Here is a 15,138-nt window from a genome sequence, read left to right on the forward strand (position 1 = left end):
CATGCTAACCTAACCCAAAACCACAATAACAATAATAATAGGAAAACGCATGCCCACCGACACCCGCCCGATTCTCGTCTTTGATGTTAATGAAACCTTGCTCGATATCAGTACCCTTACGCCTTTATTTAGCCGCCTTTTTAATGATGGCAGCATACTGCGCGAATGGTTCGCCCAGCTGGTGCTGTACTCGCAAACCCTGACCTTATCAGGACTGTATACGCCGTTTGGTGAGATTGGGGTCGGCGCGCTGCGGATGGTTGCTGATATTCATGGCGTTGAGATTGCCGATGCCGATATTGACGAGCTAAAGACGCGCATGGGCAAGATGCCCGCGTATGCCGATGTCGTGCCCGCGCTGACGCTGCTTAAGGAGGCAGGCTTTCGACTGGTGACCTTGACCAATTCAGAGTCCAGCGAGTCACCGCCACCGCTAGAAAAGGCGGGGTTGAGCGAATTTTTTGAGCGCTCATTTCATATTGAGGCGGTGCGTCAGTTTAAACCCGCACCTGCGACTTACAATCTGGTCGCCGAGGCACTGTCTGTGCCTACATCCGAGCTGTGTTTGGTCGCTTGCCATCTGTGGGATACGATAGGCGCGCAGGCAGCAGGCTGTCAGGGCGCGTTTTTATTGCGTCCGCACAATGCGTTATTGCCCGCCAACAACGTACCAACGCCCGATTATATGGCGGATGACTTACGCACATTAGCGCAGCAAATCATTGCGCAAAACACCGACTCATAACGCCCAAAAAGAAACATCAAACAAGCCATCCAAACAGGTGGCTTTTTTATATCTGATAAAACAGTTGGGTGTGAGGCCGCTTATAAAACTAGTGCTTTAGCAGTAGTAGGCTTCTTTGTCTTTTAGCGCGTCTTGCAAATAAGCAACCAGTTGTTTGAGCTTTTGGTCAGGCTGGCGCGCTTTGGGATACACCGCGTACATACCCATGCGCTTGCGCGTGAAGGGCTGCAAAATCTGCGTGAGGCGCTGCTCTTGTAACGCGTTATAGACCAAGGCTTGCGGCAAAAAAGCAATGCCCAAATCACTAAGCGCGGCGTGCTTGATAGCGCTTAAATGATTGCTATAAAAGCGTCCATAGACAGGCAACAGCAGCTCAGCACCATCCTCATATAACGGCCACAAGTCGCTACTGGTGTTATCAAATTTATAAATCAGGCAATCATGATTTTGCAGTTGGGCGGGGGTTTGCGGCGTACCATATTTGTTGAGGTAATTTTGGGTGGCGCAAATCACCCATTGACTGTCTATCAGGCGTTTGACAATCAAGGAGGAGTCTTCAAGCTCCGCCGTTCGGATGGCCAAATCAAAGCCATCTTCGACCAAATCAATCAAACGGTTGGTGATGTATAGCTCTACGGTTATCTCAGGATATTTTTTACAAAATTCAGCGATAGCCGTGCTGAGTAGTAAGTCAGAAGAGACCACAGGGGCGGTGACGCGGATATAGCCTTTCATGTTTTCGCCGTAGCCTGTGACAGCATTTTCCGCTTCTTGAAAGGCAAGCTGAGCCAATTTGGCTTTGTGATACAGCGTTCGGCCGGCATCGGTCAAGCTGAGTTTTCGGGTGGTTCGGTAGAGCAGTTGTGCATTTAAGTTGGCTTCTAGGCGCGCGATACGTTTGCTCACTACAGAATTGGTCAGCGCCAGTTTGTCAGCAACTTTGGAAAAAGAGCCTTCATCGACTACCAAAACAAACAAAACCATGTCATCAGCTTTAATCATACCGATTCTCTAATCAGGGTAATATATTTCGTATTATAGCAAAAAAGGAAAATAACCTTGTCTGATCATGCTGTTTATCTTTGCACTTGTAAAGCGTAGAGTGTGTGAATTCTACCCTAAGCACAATGAGGCTGTTAATCTGAGCGATTGAGTGGCTGTATGTAAGGACTGTGTTTAAGGGCGGCGTTTAAGAGTGGTGTTCAAGGATGCACAGACGATAACAGGGAGAGGGAATTTTGAATCAGACTGTCTATGGGTTACTTGCCCTATTGCCAATCATACTCAGTGGCATATTTCTTATTGGTCTACAATGGTCGGCCAAAAAAACCATGCCGATCATTTTGGCGGTGACTGCCGCGCTCGCACTTTTTATTTGGGACATGACGTTTAACCGCGTGTCGTCCTCTATTCTTCAAGGGACCGTGATTACGATATCGGTATTGTGGATCGTATTTGGTGCGCTGTTCTTATTAAATACTCTAAAACACACGGGCGCTATAGCAGTGATTCGTGCAGGTTTTATCAACGTATCGCCTGACCGCCGAGTGCAAGCCATCATCATTGCATGGTGTTTTGGTACGTTTTTGGAAGGTGCATCGGGCTTTGGCACACCGGCTGCAATTGCGGCACCGCTGCTGGTCGCGATAGGGTTTCCTGCATTGGGTGCGGTGCTTATGGGGATGATGATCCAAAGCACGCCCGTATCGTTCGGGGCGGTCGGTACGCCGATTGTTATTGGGGTGAATAAGGGTCTAGATACCGTGGCCATCAGTGCGCTGCTGGCGCAAGAAGGCATGCAATGGGAAGAATTTTTACAACTGATTACCACCCAAGTGGCGATTATTCACGGTGTGATTGGGACGTTTATGCCGCTGCTGATGGTGATGATGCTCACCCGCTTTTTTGGTAAAAATAAAAGCTGGAAAGAAGGCTTAGCCATTTGGCCCTTTGCCATCTTTGCAGGGTTGGCCTTCACTGTACCTTACGCTTTAACGGGCATTTTCTTGGGTCCTGAATTTCCATCGTTGGTTGGTGGACTGGTCAGTGTGGCGATTGTCATTCAGGCGGCTAAAAAAGGATTTTTGGTACCAAAGACCACGTGGGACTTTGAAGCCAAAAGCAGCTGGCCAAGCGATTGGATGGGTAAACTGGTGGTCAGCAAAGAAGATGTGGCGACCCCAGCAGGCAAGACCATGTCTACGCTGATGGCATGGTTTCCTTACTTGCTAGTGGCGCTGCTACTGGTGTGTTCGAGAATGTTTGCTGGCTTTAAGGACTTGCTCAGCAGCGCCACGCTAGACTTTAATACGATTTTGGGCGAGGCCGATATCAGTGCAGGTTTTAGTCCTTTATACTTGCCCGGCGGCCTGTTGTTAATCAGCGCCTTAATCGCAGCTTTTGTACAAACTAAAAATCCAACGCGTGCGCTGGGTGATGCTTTGAGCGAATCAAGCAAAACCGTCTTAAGCGCTGGGTTTGTGCTTATTTTTACCATCCCTATGGTGCGTATTTTTATCAACTCTGGGGTCAATCTATCCGATGTCGCGAGTATGCCAGTTGCCAGTGCTGAGTTGTTTACAGGCACGTTTGGCAGCGCCTTTCCGCTGATCAGCTCAACCATCGGTGCCCTAGGTGCGTTTATCGCAGGCTCGAATACCGTGTCAAACATGATGTTCAGTCAGTTTCAGTATGAAGCGGCCATGAGCTTGCACATCTCGCCCTCACTCATCATCGCAGCACAAGCGGTTGGCGCCGCGGCGGGTAATATGATTGCCATTCACAATGTGGTGGCCGCATCAGCAACCGTTGGGCTGCTTGGGATGGAGGGTGCGACGCTGAGACGCACCATCTTACCAACCATCTATTATGTGTTGTTCAGTGGCATCATCGTTATGGCAGCCATTTATTTCTTTGGCTTTCAAGGACCGCTAACCTTATGAATGTACAGCAAAAAAAAGAGCAAGTAATGAACCGTTATCGATCAACCGCCTCCTATACAAGCCAGCTACCATCAGATCAGGTGTTGGTTAAATTGACCAAAATACTGGGTGCTGCCAATATACAGGCAGATCCAGCAAAAAATGAGCACTACCGCATGGGCTGGCGCTCAGGCGGCGGTAGCGCGCTGGCAGTGTTGTTTCCGCAAACGCTGCTGGAGATTTGGCAATGTCTGGAAGTGTGTGTTGAGGGCAACTGTATCATCATCATGCAGGCGGCCAAAACAGGTCTGACAGAAGGCTCAACGCCCAGCGGTGATGACTACGATAGACCCGTGGTGGTCATCAATACGCTGGCGATAAATAAGCTGTATTTGATCAATGATAATGAGCAAATTATCAGCCTACCGGGTACGACTTTGCATCAACTGCAGAACGAGCTAAAAGCGGTCAATCGAGCGCCGCACTCGGTGATTGGCTCATCGACTTTGGGCGCGTCAATCGTCGGTGGTGTCTCCAATAATTCAGGCGGCGCGCTGGTCAAACGAGGCCCTGCTTACACAGAGCTGTCGCTGTTTGCTCAGATTAATGAACACGGTCAGCTGGTACTGGTGAATCATTTAGAGGTTGAATTGGGTGATACGCCCGAAGAAATCCTCATCAATTTACAAAACGGCTATTTTGACAAGTCACAGTTATCCCAAAGCAACAAACTGGCCTCAGACAAAGAGTATGTCGCCCGAATACAGGATGTCAATGCCGACACGCCGAGCCGCTTTAATGCGGATAAGCGCAGGCTGTATGAAGCCAGTGGCTGTGCAGGCAAGATTGCGGTATTTGCGGTGCGTCTGGACACATATCCGACAGCGAAAGCGGAGCAGACCTTTTATATCGGTAGCAACAGCGTGCGCGAGCTTGCCGAGCTAAGACGGCAAGTGTTGTCAACGTTTAAAAATATGCCTGAAGTGGGCGAATATATGCACCGCGATATATTTGATGTGTCTGCCAAGTACGGCAAAGACACCTTTTTGAGCATCAAGCATCTGGGCACCAATGCTTTGCCCAAGCTGTTTTCTATCAAAGGCAGTATTGATGCCAAACTGAGTAAATGGTCATGGGTGCCCAATCATTTGACCGATAAAGTCATGCAAATGATCGCCCAAGTATTGCCGCAGCATTTGCCCAAGCGCATGCTTGAGTACCGCAACCAGTATGAGCATCACCTGATTATCAAAATGAGCGATGATGGCATCTATGAGGCGCAGTCTTTTTTAGAGTCGTTTTTTGCAGATTCAGAAACGGGCAGTTATTTTACCTGCACGCAAGCTGAGTCAGACAGCGCCTTTTTGCATCGCTTTGCTGCTGCAGGGGCCGCCATACGTTATGAAGTCATGCATGAAGAGACCGCCGGAGAGATACTGGCGCTCGATATTGCTATCCCGCGTAACACGCTTGATTGGCTGGAAAATTTGCCTGAGAGCATCACTCAGCACTTAGAAAAAAAGCTGTATTACGGTCACTTTTTTTGTTATGTGTTTCATCAAGATTATATTTTAAAAAAGGGCAGTGATGCCAAGCAGGTCAAAAAGATGATGCTTGAGCTATTAAACAAGCGCGGTGCCAAATACCCTGCTGAGCATAATGTCGGCCACTTATATGAAGCCGAACCTGACTTGCAGCAATTTTATGAGCGCCTAGATCCTACCAATACTTTTAACCCTGGTATCGGTCAAATGCCAAAAACCAAACGCAACTGCGCGTGCTGTTTATAGCCATTTATAATGGTGATGAAACTTGAAGTGACAGTCGCTTACTTTTACGCATCACCACCGCCAATCCGCTCCGCCAATGCCTGCAATTTTGGCACTATGATTGCCGCATAGTCGTCCGCTTCCCAGTTGGCACTTGGTACACTGGCATTAAGCGAATAGGCGTATTGCCCAGTCGCGACATCATAGACGCCAACCGCGACTGCCAAGATATCAGTAGAGAACTCCCCATCAGAGACGGTATAGCCGTACTGCTCATAGTGCTGGGCTGCTTGAGTGAGCGCTGACTGTGCGTGAATGTAATCTTCATCAGATAAATTCTCTTTCAAATTGCTAATAATCATTGCCTTTCTCGCTTGAGAGCTTACTGCATAAAAAGCCCGTCCAATGGCAGTACGTGCCACCGGCACCGCTGAGCCAACCTGCAAGTTGACCGATAGGCGTGCAGGACTACGACAGCAGGCGTGATAGCGCATCTCTCCTTCAACTTCGGTCGCTAGATTTACCGATACCTCATTTTCGCTAGCGAACTGCCGTAATAGTGGCTCAGCATAGGCCACCATGTCATGACGACCCCATGCGGTCGCGCTTAGGCGTACTGCACTGCTGCCCAGTTGATACTGTCCGTGCTCATTAGTACGCAAAAACCCAAGCGTGGTCAAGGTATGAATCAGGCGACTAATGGTCGCTTTTGGCAGTTTGGTCATCTGACATAGTTGCTGATGGGTAAGGCGCTCATGGTGTTCAAAGGCAGCCAGTATAACCAATCCACGACCTAGTGCCGTCACAAACTGTCGATCGTTCTCTTCCTTGCTTTGACCCATCAGGTGATCCATTCGTCCGAGTAGTGAGGTAGCTGCCGATGTAGATGTTGTCATTTTATCTCCATTTCTCTTAATGATTATCTCTTTTGATGCCTATTTTTTAATAAAGGTTTACAGGATGGCAAAAGTTTGTTTAAATAGTTTTATATTATGAAACAAAGTTTCGCACAGCGGAATAACAAAGTCAATAACTTGTTAAACCAAATGAGGTATCAACCACTATTCGTCAGTCAGGATGACTGATATCAAGGAGAGACACATGGCAACATCGACTAGCCCACGCTTTGATTGGGAAGATCCTTTCTTATTACGCGACCAGCTTACTGAAGAAGAGCGCATGGTCACCGACAGCGCCCGTCAATTTTTTCAAAAGGAATTGATGCCCGGTATTATCAATGCCAACCGTAATGAGCATTTTGATCGTAATATCATGCGTCAAATGGGTGAGATGGGTCTGCTTGGCGTGACCATCGAGGGCTACGGCTGCGCAGGTCTATCGAGTGTGGCTTATGGTCTGATTGCCAAGGAAGTGGAAGCGGTCGACTCAGGCTACCGCTCAGCGATGAGTGTGCAGTCAAGCCTTGTGATGCATCCGATCTGGGCGTATGGCACTGAAAAGCAAAGAGAAAAGTATTTGCCAAAACTTGCCACAGGTGAGTACGTCGGCTGCTTTGGTTTAACTGAGCCTGATTCGGGATCTGATCCTGCCTCAATGTCGACACGTGCGCGCGCCGTTGATGGTGGTTATGAGCTGACGGGTAATAAAATGTGGATTACCAACAGTCCTATCGCGGATGTGTTTGTGGTCTGGGCAAAAGATGATGCAGGCGAGATTCGTGGTTTTGTCTTAGAAAAAGGCATGAAAGGCCTATCTGCGCCGAAAATCGAAGGCAAGTTCTCACTACGCGCCTCGGTCACCGGTGAGATCGTCATGGACAAAGTGTTCGTTCCTGAAGCCAATGCTTTCCCAGATATCCGCGGTCTAAAAGGGCCGTTTGGCTGCTTGAATAAAGCGCGTTATGGTATCGCTTGGGGCAGTATGGGCGCGGCAGAGTTTTGCTGGAAAGCGGCGCGTCAATACACGCTAGATCGCAAGCAGTTTGGTCGTCCGCTTGCCGCCACCCAACTGGTGCAGTTAAAGCTTGCCAATATGCAAACCGAAATCAGCTTAGGTCTACAGGCCGCGCTACGTGTCGGTCGTTTGATGGATGAAGACAACGCTGCACCTGAGATGATCTCCATGATTAAGCGTAACAACTGCGGTAAAGCGCTCGATATCGCTCGTATTGCCCGCGATATGCATGGTGGTAATGGCATCTCTGATGAGTTCCACATCATCCGTCACGTGATGAACTTGGAAGCCGTCAATACTTACGAGGGCACGCATGATATTCATGCGCTTATCTTAGGCCGTGCACAGACAGGCATTCAGGCGTTCTTTTAAGTATTTTTAGCTAAGAAAATTTAACAAAGTGGTACTTCATGACGTACGTTGCTGCTTGGCTTTTTATCAAAAAGAGTATCGACAGTGGCGTACGTTTTTCAGTTGTTACTCACCATTTATTTAACAGTGTGTCATTAAACAACGCAAAAAACTAAATGATGAATAGCAATTTTCTAATCAGAAAATCGAAGAATACGCCACAGGGTAAGGGGGTTTCATGGCAGATATAACTGATATGATGGATATACCAAAAGGTGCATTGCATGGTATCAAGGTCCTCGATTTATCAAGAGTGTTGGCAGGTCCTTCTTGTACGCAAGTGCTCGCCGATCTGGGCGCAGACGTCATCAAAGTTGAGCGTCCACATATCGGTGATGAGACGCGCCACTGGGCACCGCCAACCTTCAGCGATGACACCTCCGCTTATTACGCTACCATCAATCGTAACAAAAAATCACTCACGGTAGACATCACCACGCCAGCAGGGCAGACCATAATCAAACAGCTCATCGCTGACAGTGATATTTTGGTAGAGAATTTCAAAGTCGGTGGTCTCAAAAAATACGGTTTAGATTACGACAGCCTCAAGCAAGACAATCCGCGCCTGATTTATGCGTCTTTGACAGGGTTTGGGCAGACAGGACCAGATGCCAAGCGTCCCGGTTATGATTATATTATTCAAGGGTTGTCAGGGTTGATGAGTATCACAGGACCAAGTGATGGCGAACCACACAAAGTTGGCGTCGCAGTGATTGATTTATTTGCAGGTTTACAGCTGACGATTGGTATCCAAGCGGCGCTATTGGCGCGTCAACATACTGGCGTCGGTCAACATGTCGATGTCGCACTCTTAGACAGTGCGCTGTCTATGCTGGCCAATGTCGGCATGAATCATTTGGCTTCAGATAAGATTCCACCAAGACTGGGCAATCAGCATCCCAACATTGTGCCTTATCAAGTATTTGCGGCTAAAGGGGAGGCGCACTTTATTTTAGCGTGCGGTAATGATCATCAATTTGCCAAACTGTGCAACGTATTGTCAGTTGATTGGCATCTTGATACGCGTTTTGCGACCAATCCTAATCGCGTTGCCAATCGTGGGCTGCTTTGTGCTGAGCTGACTAAAATATTTGCCAAACAGCCTCGGGCTTACTGGCTTGCAGCTTTGGATCAGGTCGGCGTACCTTGCGGTGCGATTCACAACGTCGCCGAAGCTTTGGCGATGCCGCAAGCACAAGCGCGAGAAATGATCGTGAGTTTCGCTCAGCAAGGCAGCCCCGTTCGCGCCCTTGGCAATCCCATCAAATTATCGGCATCCCCTGTCAGCTATCGCACACCGCCACCGCGTTTGAGCGAGCATACCGATAGTACGCTTGCTGATTTAGGCTACGACAGCGAGATAATCGCCAAGCTAAAGGCGGACGGCATTGTTTAGTTCAATGCTTGCCACAGTATCTTTACAGTGATAAATACTAAAAAATGGAATTTTTAAACAAAACAAGCTAAACCAAGTAGTGTAAAACAAGGAATGTTAAGCATGAAAATATATAGCCATGAAAACCTAAGTCTGTATAGACCGTTGCCCTATTTTTCTTATGGCAAGATGTTTGAGCCGCTGGAGATACCAGAGCGTATGGTGGAATTGTTAAAAGAACCAGCAGCATTGGGTTTAGAGGTTACCGCTGTCACCGATATCGGTATCGCGCCCATATTAGCCGTTCATGATAATGAATCTTGCAACTACGTCACATAAGCAATCAATTATGAGTCAGCTATAAAGCCCAAATGCCGCTCAATCTGTTCGGCCAATTCAATCAATACCGCACTGACCTCAGCCCGTTTGGACTCATACTCTCCTTGCAGAAAACTCACTGCCATGCCAGCGACCGCCGTGCCGGATGCATTACGAATATACGTGCCCAAGCAGTACATCCCATCACGCAACTGCCCATTATCGAGCGACACTCGACTTTCCTGAATCACCGCAAGCTCAGTGGATAAATCCGCAAAGTTTTTGACGCCATGTTGGGTCATGGGTGTGGGGAACTTTTCTTTATACAGTGACTTTATGCTATCCATCGACAATGTGGATAGCATGGCTTTGCCTGTCGCCGAAAATACCGCAGGCACGCGCACGCCTGCACGAAAGGTAAAACCAAGCGGGGCAGGTGATTCATGGCAGGCCAAAAACACCACTTCTCCCAAATCCAGTTTTGACAACGTCACCGTGTGTTGCAGTAGCACCGGATACTGCACGATCAAATCCTTAAACAATCGTACAACGCCTTGCTGCTGCTCGTACTTTCCCGCCCAATACATTAGATATGAGCCCAAATAAAAGCGGCTTTCAGGATCTTTATAAATGACGTGCTTGGACAGTAGGCTCTGCAAAATATTATGCGTAGAGCTGCGAGGAAGCCCCAATTCTTTGGCAATATGAGCGGCTGTCAGCGGCTGGGCGCTATCGGTAATCAAGTCCAAAATCTGAAAGGTTTTGTCTAAGGCAGGTACGGCAGTCGAGCTCATAAGTAACCTATAAAAGTAAAATAAAATGAAAAAGCACAAGATAATTATCAAAATAATGCGATTAAGGGTTGCAAATCACGACATATCGTTCTTATAATGATGTCTCGTATATAGAATACGTGTTCAGTATATTGAACAAAAAAACAATTATCAATCATTATCTCATGACTACTATTATATCCACTCTTATAAACATACCTATATGACAAGGAAGGAGCGTTAACATGTCAAATACGCTACAGTTATCCAATCCAGACCTACTCAAACAATCTTGTTTTATCAAAGACGGCTGGTATGCTGCCAGTGACGAGGCGGTACTTGAAGTCAATAACCCATTCAACGACGAGCTTATCGGTACCGTGCCTAGCCTCACGACCGATGATGTCAATGACGCCGTTGCCTATGCTCATGAAGCGCAAGTTGCTTGGGCGGCAAAAACGGCTAAAGAGCGTGCAGAGCTGTTGCAAAAGTGGGCGGATCTCATTGATGCCAATAAAGAAGATCTTGCGATCATCATGACCGCTGAGCAAGGCAAGCCGCTTACTGAGTCACGCGGCGAAATCGGTTATGCCAATAGCTTTATTCGCTGGTTCGCCGAAGAAGGCAAGCGCGTTTACGGTGATGTCATTCCTGCCAATAGTACGCAATTACGTCACGTCGTGCTCAAGCAGCCCGTCGGTGTTTGTGCCGCCATCACCCCTTGGAACTTTCCAGCGGCGATGATCACGCGCAAAGTCGCTCCAGCGATGGCAGCAGGCTGTACAATTATCGTCAAACCAGCCACCGAAACGCCATTCTCAGCATTAGCATTGGGCGCTTTGGCAGAGCAAGCGGGTATTCCTGCAGGCGTGCTCCAGATTGTAACGGGCAAATCATCAACCATTGGTGAAATCCTAACAGGCGATGCACGTATTCATAAGCTGTCGTTCACAGGCTCTACAGAAGTCGGTCGTACGCTAATGGCACAATGCGCGCCGACTATTAAAAAGCTATCACTCGAGCTGGGTGGCAACGCGCCATTTATCGTTTTTGATGATGCTGATCTTGAGAAAGCGGCGGCAGGCCTTATCGCTTCCAAATATCGCAATGCGGGTCAGACCTGTGTGTGCGCCAACCGTGTCTACGTGCAAGACAGCATCAAAGATAAGTTCCTAGACGTCTTTGTCAAAAAAGTCGCTGAACTAAAAGTAGGTAACGGCTTAGAAGAAGGCGTCGATATTGGACCGCTTATCAACAAAAAAGCGTTAGATAAAGTTCAAGCCCTGCTAAAAGACGCCTTAGATAAGGGTGCCAAATTGGTCACGGGCGGTAGTGTCAATGACGCCTCAGAGCTGACGTATAACCCAACCGTTATTACCGATATCAGCAGTGATATGGATATCGCCTCTGAAGAAATCTTTGGACCAATTGCGACCATATTTACCTTCAAAGACGAAGCAGAAGTGATTCGTGCTGCCAACGATACCATTTATGGCTTGGCCGCTTACTTCTATAGTAGTGACTATGCACGCTCATGGCGCGTCACTGAAGGGTTAGAGTACGGCATGATCGGCCATAACACGGGTTTGATTTCTACAGAAGTTGCCCCATTTGGCGGCGTAAAACAGTCTGGTTTTGGTCGTGAAGGTTCAAAATATGGTATCGAAGACTATATTACGACTAAATACTGGTGTTCTGACATCAGCTAATAAATAACTCGGCTAGCATTTAGCAGAACATTCGTTTAACAAAAAACTTAACGAAACATTTTAGATGTCGAATGGTGTTTTATCTTAAACAAACATCCCTCGATATCTAAAAGGTATCAACTGAACCGCCAATCACTAGATGGCATTTATGTTACGAACACAGAAAAGGACATTCCCATGACTACCAATCAGTCATTACTTGAGCGCCGCAAAGCTGTTTTACCAACAGGACTTGGGGTTGCCTTTCCTATCTTTGCAGAAAAAGCAAAGAACTCAGAGATTTGGGACATTGAAGGCAAGCGTTATATCGACTTTGTCGGTGGTATCTCAGTATTGAACACCGGTCATAGCCATCCAAAAATCACCCAGCGTGTGCATGAGCAGCTCGACAAATTTACGCACACTGCGGCGCAAATGATCAACTATGAGTGCTATGTGGATTTGGCAGAAAAGCTGTGTGAAAAAGCACCGATCAGCGGTGATAAAAAAGCGTTCTTTTTGACTACTGGCGCAGAAGCGGTCGAAAACTGCATCAAGATTGCACGTGCTAAAACGGGGCGTCCAGGTGTGATCTCTTTTGTTGGTGGCTGGCATGGTCGCACCATGATGTGCATGAGCCTGACTGGTAAAGTACTGCCATACAAAAAGAACTTCGGCCCAATGCCAGGACCTGTGTTCCATGCATTGTTCCCTGCAGAAGAGTTGAATGTGACCGAAGAACAAGCGCTACATAGCCTTGATATGATCTTCCAAGCAGACATCGATCCGAGTGAAGTGGCAGCGATGATTGTTGAGCCAGTCCAAGGCGAGGGCGGTTTCCATCAGGTAACGCCATCATTTGCCAAAGCACTACGCGAGATCTGTGATGAGCATGGCATCGTGCTTATTTTTGACGAAGTACAGTGTGGTTTTGCTCGTACAGGTACGTTGTTCGCCACTGAACAGTTAGGCGTCGAGCCTGATTTGATGACTGCCGCGAAAAGCTTGGCGGGTGGTTATCCTATCTCTGCGGTCATCGGCCGTGCTGATATCATGGATGCGCCGCAAGTCGGCGGCTTAGGTGGCACTTACTCTGGTAACCCGCTCGCCTGTGTGGCTGCGCTTGCTGTCATGGAAGTGATCGAAGAAGAAAACTTACTGGAGCGTAGTATCGAGATTGGCGATACCATCGCGTCGTTCTTAAAAGGCTTGAACCTAAGCAGCATCGGTCATATCCGTCATAAAGGCGCGATGCTAGCGTTTGAATTGATTGATAGCGAAGGCAAACCTGATGCAGCAGCAGCAGCCAACCTAAAAGCAAAAGCATTTGAGCAAGGCTTGCTACTAGCGTCTTGTGGTATGTATGGCAATGCTATTCGTGTGATGGTGCCATTAACAGTTGAAGACGAGGTGCTACAAGAAGGTCTTGATATCATTAAAGATATCCTTGCAGCTTAATAGTTATCGAGTGTCATAAAATTTAGCGATGGATCGCTTCTAATCAAACATTGATTTTGATTGAAAAGTTATAGTGAAGATAACGGCAAGGTTGCCCTTATGACACTCACATGGAGTGTGATTTTAAACGGCGCCTTGCAAGTCAAGGCGCCGTTTTTGCTATGTGAATATCAAACAACGAGCAATCGGCTTTCTTTGGCGGAAACGATATACAGTAAATATGATGGGTATTACTCCATTAAATAGAAATAGTGTAACCATAAAAGGTTCACACGGATGACACACAGACAAGGAGTAGGTTATGTCTGAATTAAAGAAAACGTTAGGTGTGTTCGATATCATTGCGCTGGCATTCGGTGCGATGGTTGGTTGGGGCTGGGTCGTGCTGGCGGGTGGTTGGATTATCTCGGCAGGCATCTGGGGCGCAATCAGTGCATTCTTAATTGGCGGTCTTGTGGTGGTTTTGATTGGCGTGACCTATGCTGAATTGGCGGCATCTATGCCTATCACAGGAGGCGAGCACACGTATACACACCGTGCACTGGGGGTAAATATATCCTTTATCTGCTCATGGAGTATTTTATTTGGTTATTTTTCCGTCGTTGCTTTTGAGGCGGTGGCACTGCCAACCGTTGTCGAATATGTCATTCCCAATTATAGTCAAGGCTATCTTTGGAATGTCGCAGGCTGGGATGTTTATGCCACGTGGGTAGCTGTCGGTATGCTTGGCTCCATCATTGTCACCTGGCTCAATATACGCGGTATGGAAGTCAGTGCGTGGTTCCAAAAGTTGGCCGTCGTCGGTATTTTCTGCGTCGGTATCTTACTATTCGTTGGTGCGTTATTATTCAATCCTGAAACCTCCAACTCAGTACAAGCACCAAACTTTATCGGTGGTATGGGCGGTATCATGACGGTGATGGTGATGGTACCGTTTTTATTCGTGGGCTTCGATGTGATTCCACAAGCCGCAGAAGAAATCAACCTAACGCGTCCAAATATCGGCAAATTTTTGATTGTCTCTATTATCATTGCCGTGCTTTGGTACGTGGCTGTCGCTTGGAGTGTGGGCAAAACCCTGCCGCTATTGCAAGCACAAGATTCAACATTGGCGACTGCTGATGCGATGACCAACGCTTGGAATGGTAAATGGGCAGGTACGCTGCTGGTTATCGGCGGTGTACTGGGTATTTTATCAAGCTGGAACGCGTTTCTTATTGGTGGCAGTCGCTTATTGTACGCCATGGGTAAAACGCACATGTTGCCACAGTTCTTGTGCAAGCTACACCCTAAATACAACACCCCGGTCAATGCGATCTTGTTGATCGGTGGCCTTGCAACACTAGCGCCATTATTTGGTCGCAAAATGCTCGTGTGGATTGTTGATGCGGGCGGCTTTGGTATCGTTATCGCTTATACTTGTGTTGCATTGTCATTTTTAGTGCTACGCTACCGTGAGCCTAATATGATACGTCCATTTAGAGTACCAGCAGGTAAATTGGTTGGTGTCATCACAATCGTACTCAGCCTTGGTATGTTGGCGCTTTATCTGCCAGGTATGCCGTCGGCATTGGTTCCTATCGAGTGGTGGATTTTCCTTGGCTGGACGGTTCTTGGCGGCGCAATGTATGGCTATGCGTCAATGAAAAACCCTGGTAAGAGTAAAGAGATTATGGATCATGAGCTGCATGAGCTCAAAATCATTAATCAACAATGGTTAAAAGAAAATCCATATAAATAATAGTCTCATTTTAGACAGTTAACTA

At 47.5% G+C, this 15,138-nt stretch carries 12 protein-coding genes; 9 read left to right on the forward strand and 3 right to left on the reverse strand.

The window, feature by feature from the left end; genetic code table 11:
* The first annotated feature begins 49 nt into the window (after window positions 1-49).
* Entirely contained in the window at window positions 50-745 is a 696-nt protein-coding gene (locus AC58CZ_RS03265) for a haloacid dehalogenase type II (protein ID WP_071001863.1), read from the forward strand.
* A gap of 96 nt (window positions 746-841) precedes the next feature.
* Here AC58CZ_RS03265 and AC58CZ_RS03270 read toward each other — a convergent pair whose 3' ends face one another.
* On the reverse strand, window positions 842-1,747 hold the full coding sequence (locus tag AC58CZ_RS03270; protein WP_083328836.1) for a LysR family transcriptional regulator: 906 nt from the start codon (window positions 1,745-1,747) through the stop codon (window positions 842-844).
* A gap of 236 nt (window positions 1,748-1,983) precedes the next feature.
* Here AC58CZ_RS03270 and AC58CZ_RS03275 point away from each other — a divergent pair, with 236 nt between their 5' ends.
* On the forward strand, window positions 1,984-3,687 hold the full coding sequence (locus AC58CZ_RS03275; protein WP_186474243.1) for an L-lactate permease: 1,704 nt from the start codon (window positions 1,984-1,986) through the stop codon (window positions 3,685-3,687).
* A gap of 26 nt (window positions 3,688-3,713) precedes the next feature.
* Window positions 3,714-5,456, forward strand: coding sequence for a D-lactate dehydrogenase (gene dld / locus AC58CZ_RS03280; RefSeq protein WP_186475517.1), 1,743 nt, complete (start codon window positions 3,714-3,716; stop codon window positions 5,454-5,456).
* Between the two features lie 44 nt (window positions 5,457-5,500).
* On the opposite strand, the gene AC58CZ_RS03285 is transcribed toward dld, so the two are convergent.
* On the reverse strand, window positions 5,501-6,331 hold the full coding sequence (locus AC58CZ_RS03285) for an IclR family transcriptional regulator (RefSeq protein WP_093068178.1): 831 nt from the start codon (window positions 6,329-6,331) through the stop codon (window positions 5,501-5,503).
* A gap of 205 nt (window positions 6,332-6,536) precedes the next feature.
* Here AC58CZ_RS03285 and AC58CZ_RS03290 point away from each other — a divergent pair, with 205 nt between their 5' ends.
* The 3 genes from AC58CZ_RS03290 (at window position 6,537) to AC58CZ_RS03300 (ending at window position 9,474) form a co-directional block, all read left to right on the forward strand.
* A complete protein-coding gene (locus tag AC58CZ_RS03290) occupies window positions 6,537-7,721 on the forward strand; it encodes an acyl-CoA dehydrogenase (RefSeq protein ID WP_093068181.1) in 1,185 nt (394 codons plus the stop codon).
* Window positions 7,722-7,938: 217 nt separating this feature from the next.
* The gene (locus AC58CZ_RS03295) at window positions 7,939-9,156 is read left to right on the forward strand and encodes a CaiB/BaiF CoA transferase family protein (protein WP_093068186.1); all 1,218 of its coding nucleotides are present in this window, start codon (window positions 7,939-7,941) and stop codon (window positions 9,154-9,156) included.
* Between the two features lie 102 nt (window positions 9,157-9,258).
* Window positions 9,259-9,474: a hypothetical protein gene (locus AC58CZ_RS03300; RefSeq protein WP_071001858.1), complete on the forward strand. Its 216-nt coding sequence runs from the start codon at window positions 9,259-9,261 to the stop codon at window positions 9,472-9,474.
* 8 nt (window positions 9,475-9,482) lie between these two features.
* Here AC58CZ_RS03300 and AC58CZ_RS03305 read toward each other — a convergent pair whose 3' ends face one another.
* Window positions 9,483-10,247, reverse strand: coding sequence for an IclR family transcriptional regulator (locus AC58CZ_RS03305; protein ID WP_071001857.1), 765 nt, complete (start codon window positions 10,245-10,247; stop codon window positions 9,483-9,485).
* A gap of 224 nt (window positions 10,248-10,471) precedes the next feature.
* Here AC58CZ_RS03305 and AC58CZ_RS03310 point away from each other — a divergent pair, with 224 nt between their 5' ends.
* From AC58CZ_RS03310 to AC58CZ_RS03320, 3 genes are all read left to right on the forward strand, one after another.
* A complete protein-coding gene (locus AC58CZ_RS03310; RefSeq protein ID WP_071001856.1) occupies window positions 10,472-11,935 on the forward strand; it encodes an NAD-dependent succinate-semialdehyde dehydrogenase in 1,464 nt (487 codons plus the stop codon).
* 177 nt (window positions 11,936-12,112) lie between these two features.
* Window positions 12,113-13,372 carry a 4-aminobutyrate--2-oxoglutarate transaminase gene (gene gabT, locus AC58CZ_RS03315; RefSeq protein WP_071001855.1) on the forward strand — a complete coding sequence of 420 codons (1,260 nt, stop codon included), beginning with the start codon at window positions 12,113-12,115 and terminating at the stop codon, window positions 13,370-13,372.
* A gap of 301 nt (window positions 13,373-13,673) precedes the next feature.
* Window positions 13,674-15,113: an APC family permease gene (locus AC58CZ_RS03320; protein WP_093068191.1), complete on the forward strand. Its 1,440-nt coding sequence runs from the start codon at window positions 13,674-13,676 to the stop codon at window positions 15,111-15,113.
* The last annotated feature ends 25 nt before the right edge of the window (window positions 15,114-15,138 follow it).

The sequence above is a fragment of the Psychrobacter sp. CR212 genome, from assembly GCF_059693765.1.